Source organism: Intrasporangium sp. (genome assembly GCF_035280925.1).
Classification (GTDB): Bacteria; Actinomycetota; Actinomycetes; order Actinomycetales; family Dermatophilaceae; genus Intrasporangium.
This window is the reverse complement of the sequence record NZ_DATEEY010000188.1, coordinates 1-15,577: the sequence shown is the minus strand read 5'-3', so window position 1 is coordinate 15,577 and position 15,577 is coordinate 1. Positions and strand designations below refer to the sequence as shown.

The 15,577-nt window shown below is 69.6% G+C and carries 11 protein-coding genes; 10 read left to right on the top strand and 1 reads right to left on the bottom strand.

Annotation, left to right across the window (positions count from 1 at the left end):
- Positions 1 to 118: 118 nt before the first annotated feature.
- From cysD to VJN29_RS17295, 4 genes are all read left to right on the top strand, one after another.
- A complete protein-coding gene (cysD, locus tag VJN29_RS17310) occupies positions 119 to 1,108 on the top strand; it encodes a sulfate adenylyltransferase subunit CysD (protein ID WP_324144881.1) in 990 nt (329 codons plus the stop codon).
- Positions 1,108 to 2,460, top strand: coding sequence for a sulfate adenylyltransferase subunit 1 (locus tag VJN29_RS17305; RefSeq protein WP_324144880.1), 1,353 nt, complete (start codon positions 1,108 to 1,110; stop codon positions 2,458 to 2,460). Before cysD ends, VJN29_RS17305 begins: the two co-directional genes overlap by 1 nt.
- Positions 2,461 to 2,735: 275 nt before the next feature.
- Positions 2,736 to 3,650, top strand: coding sequence for an NAD(P)-dependent oxidoreductase (locus tag VJN29_RS17300; RefSeq protein WP_324144882.1), 915 nt, complete (start codon positions 2,736 to 2,738; stop codon positions 3,648 to 3,650).
- Entirely contained in the window at positions 3,647 to 4,582 is a 936-nt protein-coding gene (locus VJN29_RS17295; RefSeq protein ID WP_324144879.1) for an RNA polymerase sigma-70 factor, read from the top strand. Before VJN29_RS17300 ends, VJN29_RS17295 begins: the two co-directional genes overlap by 4 nt.
- Positions 4,583 to 4,659: 77 nt before the next feature.
- Here the strand turns inward: VJN29_RS17295 and VJN29_RS17290 are convergent, their stop codons facing one another.
- Complete coding sequence (locus tag VJN29_RS17290) at positions 4,660 to 6,408, bottom strand: alpha/beta hydrolase (protein ID WP_324144878.1); 1,749 nt, start codon at positions 6,406 to 6,408, stop codon at positions 4,660 to 4,662.
- Positions 6,409 to 6,793: 385 nt separating this feature from the next.
- On the opposite strand from VJN29_RS17290, the gene VJN29_RS17285 reads away from it, so the two are divergent.
- From VJN29_RS17285 to VJN29_RS17260, 6 genes are all read left to right on the top strand, one after another.
- Positions 6,794 to 9,322, top strand: coding sequence for a CHAT domain-containing protein (locus tag VJN29_RS17285; RefSeq protein WP_324144877.1), 2,529 nt, complete (start codon positions 6,794 to 6,796; stop codon positions 9,320 to 9,322).
- A 9-nt stretch (positions 9,323 to 9,331) separates the two neighbouring features.
- Positions 9,332 to 11,422 (top strand): TCAD7 domain-containing protein, encoded by a 2,091-nt coding sequence (locus VJN29_RS17280; protein WP_324144876.1) that lies wholly within the window; start codon positions 9,332 to 9,334, stop codon positions 11,420 to 11,422.
- Positions 11,423 to 11,452: 30 nt separating this feature from the next.
- Entirely contained in the window at positions 11,453 to 13,009 is a 1,557-nt protein-coding gene (locus VJN29_RS17275) for an esterase/lipase family protein (protein WP_324144875.1), read from the top strand.
- Between the two features lie 61 nt (positions 13,010 to 13,070).
- On the top strand, positions 13,071 to 13,529 hold the full coding sequence (locus VJN29_RS17270) for a DUF1801 domain-containing protein (RefSeq protein WP_324144874.1): 459 nt from the start codon (positions 13,071 to 13,073) through the stop codon (positions 13,527 to 13,529).
- Between the two features lie 115 nt (positions 13,530 to 13,644).
- On the top strand, positions 13,645 to 14,610 hold the full coding sequence (locus VJN29_RS17265; protein WP_324144873.1) for a pseudouridine-5'-phosphate glycosidase: 966 nt from the start codon (positions 13,645 to 13,647) through the stop codon (positions 14,608 to 14,610).
- Positions 14,610 to 15,512 carry a carbohydrate kinase family protein gene (locus tag VJN29_RS17260; RefSeq protein ID WP_324144872.1) on the top strand — a complete coding sequence of 301 codons (903 nt, stop codon included), beginning with the start codon at positions 14,610 to 14,612 and terminating at the stop codon, positions 15,510 to 15,512. The genes VJN29_RS17265 and VJN29_RS17260 overlap by 1 nt, the downstream gene beginning before the upstream one ends.
- Positions 15,513 to 15,577: the final 65 nt, after the last annotated feature.

Sequence of the window (15,577 nt, the reverse complement as noted above, 5' to 3'; positions counted from 1 at the left end):
AGCATTCTGCGGGCGAGATGCCATAAGCGACATCCACATCTCCCATGACGCACGTGGGAATGGCCCGGATCGTGGACTCCCATTGGTGTGCATAATCAGCGGTTATACATTCGATCACATGACGATCACCGACGTCCCTCCCCTGAGGCATGAGGTCACGGCTGGTGCAAAAGCGAGCCCAGCGGCATACGGAAGCATCGTGCGCGAGGGCGGCAGGCGACTGTCCCAGCTGGACGCGCTCGAGGCGGAGTCCATCCAGGTCATCCGCGAGGTCGCCGCCGAGCTCGAGCGGCCGGCGCTGCTCTTCAGCGGCGGCAAGGATTCGGTCGTCATGCTACACCTCGCGGCCAAGGCGTTCTGGCCGGCGCCGATCCCGTTCCCGGTGCTCCATGTCGATACGGGCCACAACTTCCCTGAGGTGCTCGACTACCGCGACGAAACGGTGGTCCGCCTTGGCCTCCGGCTCGAGGTCGCCCGCGTCCAGGACTACATCGACGACGGGCGGCTCCGTGAGCGCGCCGACGGCACCCGCAACCCGCTGCAGACCATCCCCCTGCTAGACGCCATCAACGAGCACCGCTTCGACGGCGTCTTCGGCGGCGGTCGGCGAGACGAGGAGAAGGCGCGCGCCAAGGAGCGCATCGTCAGCCTGCGCGACGAGTTCGGCCAGTGGGACCCGAAGAACCAGCGCCCCGAGCTGTGGAACCTCTACAACACGCGGCACCGGCCGGGCGAGCACGTGCGCGTCTTCCCGATCAGCAACTGGACCGAGCTCGACGTCTGGCGCTACATCGAGCGCGAGGACATCCCGCTCGCGCCGCTCTACTACGCCCACGAGCGCGGCGTCTTCCGCCGCGACGGGATGTGGCTCGCCGTCGGGCCGTACTCCCAGCCGCGGGACGGCGAGACCGTCGAGCGGCGCGTCGTGCGCTACCGGACCGTCGGCGACATGTCCTGCACCGGGGCCGTCGAGTCCCCGGCTGCCACCAACGCCGAGATCGTCGTCGAAGTGGCCGCGTCCACACTGACCGAGCGCGGCGCGACGCGCGCCGACGACCGCATCAGTGAGGCTGCCATGGAGGACCGCAAGAAGGAGGGGTACTTCTGATGACAACCACCATTCCGTATGCCGCTCAGCTGGGTCAGCGGGGACTGTTGCGTCTCGCGACGGCTGGGTCCGTCGACGACGGCAAGTCGACGTTGGTCGGGCGGCTGCTGCACGACACGAAGTCGGTGCTCTCGGACCAGCTGGCGGCTGTCGAGCGGGTGTCGCGCGATCGCGGGCTGACTGCTGCGGACCTGGCGCTGCTGACCGATGGGCTCCGGGCCGAGCGTGAGCAGGGGATCACCATCGATGTGGCGTACCGCTATTTCGCCACGGCGCAGCGGTCGTTCATCCTGGCCGACTGCCCGGGGCACGTGCAGTACACGCGCAACACCGTGACCGGATCGTCGACTGCCGACGTCGTCGTGCTGCTGGTTGATGCGCGGAAGGGTGTCCTGGAGCAGACCCGGCGCCACCTGGCTGTGACGGCGCTACTGCGCGTGCCGCACGTCGTGGTGGCGGTGAACAAGATCGACCTCGTCGGCTTCTCCGAGGATGTCTTCGACCGCGTCGAGGCGGAGGTCCAAGCCGTGGCTCGCGAACTCGGCGTCGTAGACGCACGAGCCATCCCGGTGTCGGCGCTCGACGGTGACAACATCGTCGAGCGGTCGGCGCGGACGACTTGGTACTCGGGGCCGGCGCTGCTCGAGCTGCTCGAGGACCTGCCGCCGTCGGAGGACCCGGATCTCGAGAGCTTCCGCCTGCCCGTGCAGCTCGTCATCCGGCCGCAGGGGGCTGCCGTCTCTGAGGAGCACCGCGAGTACCGCGGGTTTGCCGGGGCCATCGCCTCTGGTGTCGTGCGGGTCGGCGACCCGGTCGTGGCGCTGCCGTCGGGGCAGAGGTCCACCGTGGTCGGGATCGACCTCGGTTCGCAGTCGTTGCATGAGGCCTTCGCGCCACAGTCGGTGACGGTGCGGCTGGCCGATGAGATCGACATCTCGCGTGGCGACGTGGTGGCCGCTGCTGAGGACGCGCCTGAACCGACGCAGGACCTGGCGGCCGTCGTGTGCTGGCTGGGCGACGCGCCGCTGCGGCCCGGACAGCGGGTCCTGCTCAAGCACGGGGCGCGCACGGTCCAGGCCTTCGTGCGGGAGATCGAAGGTGCTCTGGACCTCGACGACCTGCACGCGGTGCCAGCCGAGTCTCTGTCGCTGAACGACATCGGCCGCGTCACGCTGCGCCTTGCCTCACCCGTGCCGGTCGAGAACTACTCGGACAGCCGCCGCGGCGGCTCCTTCCTGCTCATCGACACCCAGGACGGACGGACGCTCGCCGCGGGCATGGTGGGGTCGACCCTGCCATCCGCCCCCGAAGCCCCCACGACCCCAGAAGGCCCCGAACCCTTCGAAATCTGAAGCGAAAGCGCCCAAACAGCCGGGCCGCCTCATCGTCGAGTGCTCAGAAAGTCCCGCGCCCTCGACCGTCGAGTGCTCAGGAAATCCGCGGCACAACTCCTCCCCGCTCCGCGGAGCAGGATGCGAGGCATGACCCGGCCACAGCGCCCTGGCACATGCACCGGGAAGCGAGCTCAGCGGCATACCGCCCCTTTTGCCGTATTGCCGTGTCACGGACGGGCGCGCTGCCTCGTCTCGGGTGGTGAAGAGCCACAACGGACGAGGAGAGTGACGTGATGCGAGTATTCGTGGCAGGTGGCAGCGGAGTCATGGGACGGCGGCTCGTGCCGCAGCTCGTGGCCCTGGGGCACCAGGTGACCGCGACGACGACCAGTGCGGCCAAGTTGGGGCTGCTCGAGCAGCTCGGTGCACAGGGCGTCGTCATGGACGGCCTCGATGGGGCGGCGGTCGGCGAGGCAGTTGCCGCGGCACGGCCGGACGTGATCGTGAACCAGATGACCGGCCTGTCCGAGGCGCATGCCGGGAAGCCCAACCTGAGGAACGCGAGTCGCTTCTTCGCGATGACGAATCGGCTGCGCAGCGAGGGCAACGACCACCTGCTCTCGGCCGCGGAGGCCGCTGGCGTCGGACACTTCGTCGCGCAGAGCCACGCGAGCATGAACGGCAAGCGCGAGGGTGGTTGGGTCAAGACCGAGGAGGACCCGCTCGAGTTGATCGAGGGAACGAAGGCCGTGGAGCACCTCGAGAATGCCGTCGTCGGTGCTGGTGGTGTCGTGCTGCGATACGGCGGGTTCTACGGGCCGGGCGCGTGGGACGACCAGCTCAGGCTGTTGCGGAAGCGGCTCGTGCCCCTGGTCGGCGGTGGCACTGGGTACACGTCGTGGGTCCACATCGACGACGCCGCGGGCGCGACCGTCCTGGCGATCGAACAGCGCGCCATGGGCCTCTACAACATCGTCGACGACGAGCCTGCGCCCGCGAGTGAGTGGTTGCCCTACCTGGCGGAGTGCGCCGGCGCGAAGCCGCCCCGGCGGTTGCCCCCTTGGCTCGTGCGGCTGCTGGCCGGAGAGATGGCCGTGGGCATGCTGACGCAGGGCAGGGGGTTCTCCAACGCCAAGGCCAAGCGCGAGCTCGGCTGGCAGCCCCGCTACCCATCGTGGCGGCTGGGATTCAAGGAGGAGCTGGCGTGAGCGGGGCGGGGAGCAAGGCCGAGCAGTTCGAGCAGCTTCGGCCGCTGCTCTTCGCGATCGCGTATCGGATTCTCGGCAGCGTCGTCGAGGCGGAGGACGCGGTGCAGGAGACCTGGCTGCGCTTCGAGGCGGCGCAGACCGAGCCGGTCTCGACGAAGGCGTTCCTCTCAGCGGTGGTCACTCGGGTCTCGATCGACATCCTCCGCTCGGCGCGAGTTCGGCGCGAGCAGTACGTCGGGCCGTGGTTCCCGGAGCCGCTGGTCGCCGACCCGTACGAGGACCCGGCGCGGTCAGCGGAGCTCGCTGACTCCGTGTCGATGGCCGCGTTGCTGCTCCTGGAACGGCTCAGCCCGCTCGAACGGGCGGTCTTCGTCCTGAGGGAGGTGTTCCGGTTCGAGTATGACGAGATCGCTTCTGCCGTCGGTCGATCCGAGGATGCCTGTCGTCAGCTCGCGTCGCGGGCGAGGCGGCACATGGACGCAGGGCGGCCGCGGTTCGATGCGGATCGACGCGAACGCGAGGAGCTGGCTGAGCGGTTCTTCGCGGCCCTCCGTGACGGGGAGGTCGATGAGCTTCGGGACCTGCTGGCCGCCGATGTCGAGATCATCGGGGACGGCGGCGGCAAGGCACCGGCGTTCACGAAGGGTGTGATCGGCTACGACAGGGTCGTTCGCACGCTCGAGGGACTCATGCCGGCGATCGACGTGGTCAACCTCGGCGTCGAGCCGCACGAGGTGAATGGTCAACCCGGAGCCATCCTGCGGGACGCCGATGGGCGGGTCTTCGGCACGCTGGCCCTCGACATCCTCGACGGCCGAATCCAGACGATCCGCGGAGTCCTCAACCCGGACAAACTGCGTCACCTCGGCCCCGTGGGCGACGCGTGGGCGATCAACCGAAAGGTGAACCGGGCTCGTCGGCACAGTCCCTGAAAGACCATCGGGCCGTATGCCGCTGGGCTCGCTCCCCGTCGACTGCGCAGTCCGCGCGGGGCGGGTCAGGCGAGCCGTCACTCGGAGCGCGAGGCGGTCCGCTCGATGGCGGCGAGGATCCGGCTGTAGTCACCGCCGGCTTCGTCGCCGAGCACCGCGCCCCACGCCAGCACCATCTCAGGGCCGTAGCGGTGGCCGAAGCCGTAGGGCGGGTTGAGCCCGACCGCCATGTCAGTGGTGAGCTGCCAGAACGTGACGAAGGGGATCCACGTGACATCCGGATTGACGTCGCGGCCGAGCGGCTCACGCAGCCAGTCGGGTTCGGCGCCGAGGAGGGTCGGTCCCCACCAGACGACGGGGTCCGAGGGGTGCTGGAGGAAGACGAACCGAGGCTCCTCCCATCGACCGAGGGGGCGACCGACGTAGTCCGTCGTCAGCTCGACGTCCTCGGTCGCGAAGCGGATGTGCAGGCCGTTGTCGATGACAGGCGAGATCTGCGGGGAACCCTGGGTCCGGGAGGCGTAGAGGTGCTCGGCGATTCCGGAGAAGCTCGGCGTGCCGCTCCACACACCGCCCTGTGCCCGGGCCAGCATGTCGTCGGCGTCGGAGAACGCCGACAGACCGCCATAGGCCCCGAGCGACTCCCCACCGACGACGAGCCTCGGCCGGGAGTCGGGGGGCAGCTTCGACCAGTCGGCGTGGACCTTGTCGAAGAGCGCCTGACCCGCTGCCATCGGCGTCGCCCGGTCGGTCAGCAGCTCGACGGCGCTCGGCAGGTAGGAGTACTGCATCGACGCGATCGCGCTGTCACCGCCGGTCAGGTACTCGATCGACTGCGAGGACCAGTCGTTGACCCAGCCGTTGCCCGTCGCCGTGGCCACTGCGAGCACCGTCCGCTCGAAGGCGCCGGTGCGGTGCAGCTCGGCGATGACCCGGTCGGCGGTCTGCTCGATCGTCTCGGTGTCGTGCAGCCCGGCGTAGACCCGGATCGGCTGGATCGCCGGCTCCCCGGTCGCCGCGGTGATCTGCGCCGGTGTCAGGGCCTGGGTGACGAACATCTGCCCCTGGTAGCCGAGCGTCGCGTAGGTCTCCGCGGAGCCGGGTCCTCCGGAGACGAGCGGTGAGGTCGGGGCGCTCCTTCCCTCGGGCGGCTGGGCGTTGAGGTGCGCCGAGTAGCGTCCGAAGAGCTCGACCCCACGCTGCATGATGATGATGTCGGTGAACCACGCCGTGACGAAGAGCACGACGACCACGGCGAGCGCGGTCGCACCGGCGGCGGGCAGCACCTTGGCAGCGCGGTGCTCGAGGCGCCGGGTCAGCCTTCGGGTGCCGCGTCCCGCTGCGACCAGCCCCGCCCAGACAACCACGGCCAGTGCGAGCGCGCCGGCCCAGTCGAGCGGGCTCAGCGGGGCAAGGTGGACGACGCCCGCGGTGACCGCCTGCGACCGCACGTTGGCCACGACGGCCCAGACGAACCCGGCTGCCAAGAGTGCGACCCAGGCGACGCGGAGCCAATGGCCCTGCTGCTCGCCGATGATGATCCGCAGACCGAGGAGCCGGCTGATCTCGCGCGCGAGCCAGGCCAACAGCGCCCCGAGGCCGTATCCGGCCGCCCCGCAGATCCCGGAGACGATGCCTTGGTAGAGCCACGTGCGCGGCAGCAGGCTCGGCGACAGCGCAATGATGAAGTAGGCCGCCCCGAAGAGGAGCCCGGTCCACGAGAGGCCGAACCGGTCGGCCTCGGCCCGGGCGACGCGCACGACCTGCCGAGCCGTGACGACGGGGGCGGTCCGACTCTCTAGGTGGAACACGGCGGGCAGATCCATGCCGTGATTCTAGGTTCCTGCTGCCACTCGCATCCTGCTCCGCTTTCCGGAGCAGGATGCGAGCCGTCCATTCAGCCACCCGCGACGGAGGCGCGGCGCACGGAACGGAACCCAGCGGCATACGGCCTCCTCCCGCGTCCGGAAGATCTCTGTGCCGGATGCCGCTACTCCGCCACGCCGCGGCGGTCGACCTCGCTCGGGTTCAACTCCTTGGTGGCTGGCCTACCCGAGGGCGTAGGGGGTTGAGGTGCTGGCCCCGCCGCAGGTCGTATTTCGACCGCCTTCCCCGCGTCTGGAGAACACGGGGATTCGGTGATTCTCGTCCGATAGTGAACACGTCGGGCATATCGTCGAACCATCCCCATCCGTGGCGTTGGAGGCCGCGATGAAGGATCTGGAATACGACGAGTTCGAGGTGGCGCTCGAGCGGAGCGTGGGCGGCTACTCGGTTCGGGTCGTCAAGTCACTCACCGGGCTGACCCCTGCCATGCCCTTCGTGCCGCCGGTGGAGACTGCGGCTCTGGTCGAGCTGCGGGAGACCATGCGGGGCACGGGCGAGGCGGCGCTCGCCGCGGAGGTCGACCACGCCGGCTCCACGACCGTCGAGCCCAAGGCCTTTGGCAGCGCGCTGTTCAAGGCGCTCTTCAACGACAAGGCCCTCAACATCCTTCAGACGAGCCAGTTCGTTGCGGCAAATCACGGGCGGGGGCTTCGCCTGCGGATCAGGTTCTCCGACGTCGCAGAGCTCGCGAACCTGCCCTGGGAGCTGCTGTACGACCCGGACAAGCACAAGTTCCTCTGCCGGCACCGTGCCTACCCGACGATCCGGATGCTCGACCTCCCCGAGCCGGTGCCGCCGTTCCAGGTCACCGGGCCGCTGCGCATGCTCGTCGTGATCTCCAGCCCGAAGGATCTGCCGGACCTGGCCGTCGAGCACGAGTGGATCGCGCTCCAGGAGGAGCTGAAGCCGCTGGTCGAAGCCGGGCGCATCGACCTCGAGCGTCTGCCGGTCCCCACGCTGGAGTCCCTCTACGCCACGGCGAGCAACAAGGAGTTCCACGTCTTCCACTTCATCGGGCACGGCGGCATCAACTCGAACGGCGAGGGACACCTTGCTTTCGTCAGACCGAACGGTCTCCAGCACAAGGTGCCCGGGAGTGACCTCGCGGTCATGCTGGAGCACTCGCCGATCCGGCTCGCGGTGCTCAACTCGTGTGAGGGTGGCACGGTCAGCGCTGAGGATCCCTTCGGCAGTGCGGCCATCGCGCTGGTGGAGCAGGGGATCCCTGCCGTGGTCGCCATGCAGTTCCAGATCTCGGACGTCGGCGCGCGCGCCTTCAGCCGCACGCTCTACGACTCCGTGGCTGCGGGTCGCTCCGTCGACCTCGGCGTGACTCTCGGGCGGCAGGCGCTGCTCGCCACGAGCGAGACGGAGTGGGCCACACCGGTGCTCTACCTCCGGGGGCAGGACGGGGTGCTGTTCGAGCTGGACGATGGCCCGGTCGAGACGATCCTCGAGGACCCGCCTGCGCCACCGGTCGACCTGTCTGGCATCGTGCCAATCCCCACCGTCGCCGTGTCCGACGATGAGACCTCTGGTGAGCAGCCGGATGGCGAGGCCGAGCCTGAGCCGCAGACTGAGCCCGTGTCGGTCGCACCGCCGGCACCGACTGGGCTCGAAGGGTCCGTGCACGAGGGCAGGGTGGACCTCCACTGGCAGCAGCCGACAACCGCTGGCGTTCTGGTCCTCGACTGGGAGGTGTTTCGCGACGGCGAGCTCATCTCACGTGTCGTCGCGCCGAAGGCCAGTGATCTGCCCGAGATCCAGGGCACCTACCGTTACGCGGTCGTCGCTGTGGGGAAGGACGGCCTGAAGTCACAGCCCTCGGCCGAGTGGACGGCCACGGTGCCCGGACCCATCATCGAGGCGCCCAGCCCTACGGCTCCGGCGCCGACACCCCAACCGACACCGCCGTCGATGCCACAGCCGATTCCGGGCTCGGTGCCTGAGCCTCAAGACGAATGGATCGAGGTGAAGGCGCGTCACCTGCGCCGACTGCCGGTGGCGATCCTGCTCGTCCTGGCGCTGGGGTTGGCGATGTGGTGGTTCGTCCGCCCGCGCGACGAGGCAGTGGCTGCACCCACACACGTCCTCGCAGCCTTTGACACGGAGCTCGTGTGGATGACCTGGGACCCGGCACCCGCCCATGGCCCAGAGGTTGACCGTTGGGCGATCTACCTCGACGACGACCACGTCACGACCGTGCGACGGCCGGAGGCGTCCTTTGCCCCCACGCGGTCCGGACCCATCGAGTACCGCGTCGTTGCCTTTGGTGTTGACGGCTCCCAATCGGATCCCACGGCGGCCTCCGTGACGGTACCGGCCGATGGCGAGAAGACCGCGGACGTGGAGATCAGCGTGCGTGACGTCCGGACCGCTGAGGGAGACGCGGTGAGGGTGACGTTCGAGACGGACAACCTGGGCAAGGCAGAGCTCGTCGACGAGCAGGTCCTCGTCGAGGCGGTCGGTGGTGGGCCGTTGCATGCCGTCTCGTTCAAGAGGGGCAGGTCCGGGCACTCTGAGCCCTGCACGGTGGCCGACGGCGCCGCCAGGTGCGAGATCGGTGGGCATGCGATCAAGGGACTCGTGTACGTATCGGCAACGGTCGAATGGGTGGGGGGCTCGACGGGCCTCAAGGCCACGGTGAAGGACACCGCTGGCACCACGGATCCGAAGCAGAAGAACAACTCCGCAACCTACAAGCGTCACATCACCGCGACTGTCTCACCGACGGCGCCCCCGCCGGACTCACCGACGGCGACCTCGACGGTCACGCCGACCGGGACCCCGACGCCGACCGTCATCTTCTCGCCGCCCGAGCTCACAGGCGTGCGACCGCCCAACGATGGCTGAGGAGCCACCATGTTCAGGTCTGCGATCGTGCTGCCGTCCACTCTCACGCCGGACGTCGCCCTCAAGCGGCTCGAGCCCCTCTCGGATGACGTGGTTGTGGTCATCCGCCGGGAGGAGAGTGGTACGACCTACTGCTACGACTTCACCGTGGGTACTTTGCGAGCAGCATTGCAGGGCAACCCGGCCCCGACGCTGACCATCGCCCTCAACCTCCACGAGTGGCAGGCGAGCCCGCAGGTGGACCTGCACGCCACCTCCTCCGAGGAGGCGGAGCGGGTCGCGGCCAGCGGTCGCACGGTCGTCCTGGACGGGGACGACATCATCGGCGTCCTCATGCCGCGGACCAGCGCCACGCGCGGCGGTGTGGGAGGCACGCGCGGCGGCGTCGGCCCCGCGCACAACGGCGGGGGCACCCGAGGTCTCGACGAACCCGCCGCCCCGGCTCCTCCCGCACCGGGCGGAGAGCCGACGACGGGGCTGGAAGCCAGCCCAGCGGCATACGGCGACTCCCTCTTCGAGGCCTTCCCGCGCGTGACGGCGCCCGACGCCGTCACGGCCGGCGAGCAGTTCGACGTGGCGGTCGGCTTCAGCATGACCGGTGCGCCCGGCGCGACGCGCTTCACCGTTGCGGCCCCGCGTGAGCAGCAGGACCTGCAGTTCGTCGTGTCGGTGATGGGGCACGGGCTCGACTTCCCGGACGGGGTCCGCCGGGAGCTGACGGTCTCGCGGTCGGCGCCGGAAGCGGCCACGGTGACCTTCGCGGTCGTCGCCGACCCGGTCGAGACCGACCTCGTGCGCGTCGTCGAGGTGTCGTACGAGTTCGGCGGCAATGTCGTCGGACGCGCCTGGCGCGAGGTCCATGTGGGCGCCACGGCACCGCCCGCGGCGCCCCCGCCTCCCCTCGAGGGCGGGACGAGCCTGGCGCCGGCGCCGAACGTGCCCGCGCCACACATCACGGTCGAGGTCCGCAACCGGCAGGGCGACGCGCAGCTCGAGTGGCTGCTTCACACCCGGTACAGCGACGTGGCGCTCCCGACGTCGCGGATCACGACCGACCTGGGCAACGAGTCCGCGCGGGAGTTCGCGGTCCAGCTCATGAACCAGCTTCCAGCGCAGGTCGGTTCGCCATTCCTGCGCAAGACGATCACGGGGATCGGAACCGCCGTGACGGGAGCCATGCCGGGCGAGTTCTGGGATCTCTTCGCGCAGGTGTGGGTGCGCGCGAAGGCGGCTGGTGAGGTGCCGTCGGTCCTCATCGTGACGAACGAACCGTACGTCCCGTGGGAGCTCGCGTGGGTGGGGGATGACATCGTCGACCCCGCGGACCTGCCTCCCGGGGCGCCTGGTGAGAGAGTCGGTATGCCGCTGGGTGGCCTCTGCCGGGTAGGCCGCTGGGTGCCCCCCATCACCCGCACGCCACGCGGCGGCGACCGGCCGGCCACCCCACCGCCGACGAGTGCCTCGGCGGCGCACCTGGCGGTCGTCATCGGCGACTACGCGTCGGACACGAACGTGCGTCCGCTGCCCGAGGCGATCGAGGAGGGCAAGGCGATCGCACTCGCGTATGGCGGGCTGCCCCTCAAGGCGACGGAGGAGGACTTCGGTCGTCTGTTGAGCAATGCGCTCGAGCGCAACGGCGCGCCCTTCGGGCCGACCGTTGTGCACGTGGCCGCGCACGGAGAGGTGAGCCCGACGATGCAGCAGTACACCGGCATCATCCTCAGTGCGTCGGACCGCCGGCTCGACCCCTTCATCATCCAGGGGTCCTCGCTGACTAGAGAGACGAAGCCGTTCGTCTTCCTCAACGCGTGCCAGGTGGGCACGGCGGGATCGGTGCTGAGCGACTACGGCGGGCTGGCCGGAGCATTCGTGTCCGAGGGGTGCAGCGGCTACGTGGCGCCACTGTGGAACGTCAACGACCTGGTGGCGCGCCAGTTCGCGGAGGAGTTCTACCAGGCGGCGCTGACGAACGGGACCTCTGTGGCGGAGTCGCTGCGGCAGCTCCGGTCCCGCTACGCCACCGACTGGGACCAGCAGACGGCAACTCCATTGGCCTATGTCTTCTACGGGCACCCGGAACTGACTTTCGAGCGGTCCTGACCGCTTACGCCGCTCACATCGGAGGGACGCATGGCACAGCTGGACGGAAGCACGCGACGAGTCGACCTGGGGCGCGGGGTCGTCATCACAGCGCCGGGGCTCCGGGGGAGTGCCGTCGTGCAGGAGGGACCGCTCGGCGGCCGCTCGGGTGAGCCGGAGCGGACGACGGAGGCGTGGGACGACGCCCTGGCGCGGGCGGGGTTGCGACAGGCGGTGGCCGTTGAGATCGAGGCGACGGCCGCACCCGGAGCCGGTGGAGGGGCTGGCCGGGCGGGTGAGATCCGGACAGCGGAGGGGGAGCCGGGGCTCGTGCTCGACGTGCCCGACCTCGGCCCGACGAGGGGTCAGGTGCTGCTGCTGGTGGACGAGGCCGGCGTGCCGAGCTGGCACTACCCGGAGGCGAGGACCCGGCCCGGTTCGCAGGAAGGGCAAGGCGGTTCGCCCGGGGACACCTCACGCGGAGGTGGTGCAACGGTCCGCTTCGTCGTGCCCAGTGCGGTCGGCGCACCTCGTGTGGCCGAGGGTGAGGACGCCCCCGTCGGGGACCGGTCCCTCATCACCATGATCGGCAAGAAGATCCTGTCGGTCCTCGTCTACGCGATCGTCGAGGAGCTCGTCGGCGCCACGGCACAGCTGATCGCCAGCAAGTGGGAGGAGTCGCACAGGCCAACGCGCCTGCGGGACTTCGGCCCAGCCGCCTTCGGCTCGGCAGTGGTGAGCGACGGATTCGACGCCACGCGGCTGACGACTGGGCGATCGCTGCTCTTCGTGCACGGCACCTTCAGCACCGGCCACGGGTCGTTCGGGGCGCTGCCGTCGGCGACCATGGAGACGCTCGCCGCTCGATACCAGGGTCGGGTGTTTGCGCTCGACCACCCGACGCTGTCCGTCGACCCGGATCGGAACGCACGTGACTTCCTCGGCGTCCTGCGCGATCTCGGACCCGACTCGTCCGTCGAGCTCGACCTGGTCTGCCACAGCCGTGGCGGGCTGGTCGGGCGCGCCCTGGCCGGGGCTGCCGATCTCTCACAGGGTCGTCTCACCATCGGACGGACCATCTTCGTCGCCAGTCCCAACGCCGGGACGCCGCTCGCTGACGGAAGGCACCTGGGCGCGTTCGTCAACCGGGTCACGGCTCTGCTCAACCTCGCTCCTCCCGGACCATGGACCGTCGTGCTCGACGTGCTCGACGCCGTCCTCGAGGTGGTCAAGATCATCGGTCAGGGTGCTCTCGGCGGACTCCCCGGGCTTTCCTCCATGCGGCCCGGTGGCGAGTTCCTGGCGCGGATCGCCTCCGCGGCGCCGGATGGGAGTCGGCTCTACGCCATCGACGCCGACTTCGAGCCGACCGGTTCGCTCGCCGCACTCTGGCGTCTCCCTGAGTCAGTACTGGACAAGATCTTCGGCGACCAGGCCAACGACGGGGTGGTCCCGTCCGAAGGGGTCGGGTTCGTGGCCGGTGCCCTCGGATTCCGGGTCGGGGATGAACGCTCCCTGCACCTCACGTCCGAATCCGGCACGTGGCACTGCTCGTTCTTCACGCAGCCCCGGGTCTCCGAGGCGCTGACCGCGTGGCTGCCGGGCTGAGGCTCCCTCTTTGGTCAGTTTCGGAGAAGCGCCGCGCGCTCGCAGGGCCAACAATGGGCGCATGGCAACTTCAGGAAAGACGACCAAGCGAGAAGACGCGAGCGCGGACAAGTTCACTGCGGAGGAACGCGCCGCGATGAAGGAGCGCGCCAAGGAGCTCAGATCGGCCAAGGGCAAGAAGGGCAAGGTCGACGACACGCAGGCCGTGCTCGACAAGATCGCCGGGATGCCCGAGGCCGATCGCGCGATGGCGCGACGCGTCCACGAGGTCGTCATGGAGGCGGTCCCGGAGCTGGCGCCACGGCTCTGGTACGGAATGCCGTCCTACGCAAAGGACGGCAAGGTGCTGCTGTTCTTCCAGGACGCGGCGAAGTTCAAGGCGCGCTATGCGACCTTGGGGTTCCAGGACAACGCCAACCTCGACGACGGCGCCATGTGGCCCACCTCGTTCGCGATCGTCGAGCTCACCAAGGCGGTGGAGAAGCAGATCGCCGAGCTGGTGAAGCAGGCCGCCAGCTGACGGTCACCACCGGATGACTCGCATCCTGCTCCACTCCTCGGAGCAGGATGCGAGGGGGGTCGCTCGACGATCGCGTGCAGGTCTGCCCGGACCCGGCCGACTGGCCTACCGTTGGATGACCCCGACGATCCGAGAGGTGCCCATGTCGAGCCCCGCCCCCATCCGTGTCGCCGACCATGTCGCCCGGGCGCTGTCCACGGGGACTCCCGTCGTCGCGCTCGAGTCGACGATCTTCACGCACGGGCTGCCCCGGCCCCGCAACGTCGAGGTGGCCCTCGAGGGCGAGGAGATCATCCGGGCTGCCGGAGCCGTCCCCGCGACCATCGGCGTCCACCACGGGACGCCCGTCGTCGGCCTGAGCAACGACGAGATCCGGGAGCTGGGTGACGACGACGCCGCCGACAAGGCGTCGATCCGGGAGCTGGCCATCGGCGCGGTGACGAAGAGGAACGCCGGGACGACGATCGCCGCCACGGCCTTCCTCGCACGTGCGGCGGGCATCGACGTCTTCGCGACGGGCGGGCTCGGCGGGGTGCACCACGGGGCGGACAAGACCTTCGACGAGTCGGCGGACCTCATCGCGATGTCCCGCACGTCGATCGTGCTCATCAGCTCCGGCGCCAAGGCGATCCTCGACATCGCGGCCACCCTCGAGCGGTTCGAGACACTGAGCGTGCCGGTCATCGGTTATCGGACCAACCGCTACCCGGGCTTCTACGTCGTCGACTCCGGCCATCCCGTGAACGCCCGCGTGGACTCGCCCGCGGACATCGCCACCGTCCTGACCACCCAGCGTGCCCTCGGCCTGCCGAGCGGCGTGCTCGTCGCGAACCCGGTGCCCGAGGCAGAGCAGCTCGACCCGACCGAGCTCGACGGCGTCATCGAGGCGGCGTGGGCGGCGGCGGAGAAGGACCACATCGGCGGCCAGGCCTCCACGCCCTATCTGCTCGACTACATCCGCCGTGCCACCGAGGGCCGAAGCCTGGACGCCAACGTGGCCCTCTACCGCAACAACATCCGGCTGGCCTGCGAGGTGGCCGCGGCCCTCGTTGGCGCGGCACCAGCCGACCGGGGCGCATAGTGCTCGGAGTCATCGGCGACGTCGTCCAGGACGTCGTCGTCTGGCAGCTCGAGCCACAGCGCAGGGCGACCGACACGAAGTCCGAGATCGTCATGCGCCGCGGCGGGTCGGCTGCCAACGTGGCCGCCTTTGCCGGGCCGAGGTATCCGACGCGCTTCATCGGCTGCGTCGGTGACGACCTCGGCGGGCACGTCCTGCGGCAGGAGCTCGACGGGCACGGGGTCGACGTCCGCCTCCAGCTGGACCGGAGCGCGAGCACGGGAATGATCGTGCTGCTCATCGACGAGCTGGGGGAGCGGACCATGTTCCCGTCCCGCGCAGCGAACACGCGGCTGGTCGACATCGACCCGGCGTGGCTCGAGGACCTCGAGATCCTCCACGTCACGGCCTACTCGTTCGAGTCCGGGTCCACGGCGGACGCGGTGCTGGGCGCCGTGGCGCGCCAGCACGAGCGTGGCGGCCTCGTGTCCTTCGACGTGTCGTCCACCGGCCTGATCCGGCACTACGGGGTCGAGGCGTTCGTCGACCTGGTGCAACGGTGCCGGCCGGACTTCATCTCGGCCAACGAGGACGAGTGCGAGATCCTCGACCTGGCTGCAGACGGTCGGTCGCGCGCCGGACTGGACCGGTTCCCCGGCGTGGTCCTCCTTGCCCGCCGTGGCAAGGACGCGACGATGGTGATCAAGGGCGGGCAGGTCGTCGCGACGGTTCCCGTGGATCCGGTGGAGGACGTGCGCGACCTCACCGGCGCTGGGGACGCCTTCAACGCGGGCTTCCTCACCAGCTACCTCGCCGGTGACGGTGATCTCGTGCGTAGCGTCGAGGCGGCGCATGCGCTGGCGGCCCGCGTCCTGCGCAGTCCTGGAGCCAGCGAGGAGCCCGACCCGGCCCCGATCGAGTGACCAGCTTCTGGGGCGCTTCGCCCCAGAAGCTGTTCACTCGATCGGGGCAGGAGCGCTCGCACGTG

Bases quoted from the DNA above. Each gene is read 5' to 3' on its own strand.
- VJN29_RS17280 (WP_324144876.1), top strand. From the start codon at position 9,332: ATGTTCAGGTCTGCGATCGTGCTGCCGTCCACTCTCACGCCGGACGTC.
- VJN29_RS17270 (WP_324144874.1), top strand. From the start codon at position 13,071: ATGGCAACTTCAGGAAAGACGACCAAGCGAGAAGACGCGAGCGCGGAC.
- VJN29_RS17305 (WP_324144880.1), top strand. From the start codon at position 1,108: ATGACAACCACCATTCCGTATGCCGCTCAGCTGGGTCAGCGGGGACTG.
- VJN29_RS17275 (WP_324144875.1), top strand. From the start codon at position 11,453: ATGGCACAGCTGGACGGAAGCACGCGACGAGTCGACCTGGGGCGCGGG.
- VJN29_RS17300 (WP_324144882.1), top strand. From the start codon at position 2,736: ATGCGAGTATTCGTGGCAGGTGGCAGCGGAGTCATGGGACGGCGGCTC.
- VJN29_RS17290 (WP_324144878.1), bottom strand. From the start codon at position 6,408: ATGGATCTGCCCGCCGTGTTCCACCTAGAGAGTCGGACCGCCCCCGTC.
- VJN29_RS17265 (WP_324144873.1), top strand. From the start codon at position 13,645: ATGACCCCGACGATCCGAGAGGTGCCCATGTCGAGCCCCGCCCCCATC.
- VJN29_RS17285 (WP_324144877.1), top strand. From the start codon at position 6,794: ATGAAGGATCTGGAATACGACGAGTTCGAGGTGGCGCTCGAGCGGAGC.
- cysD (WP_324144881.1), top strand. From the start codon at position 119: ATGACGATCACCGACGTCCCTCCCCTGAGGCATGAGGTCACGGCTGGT.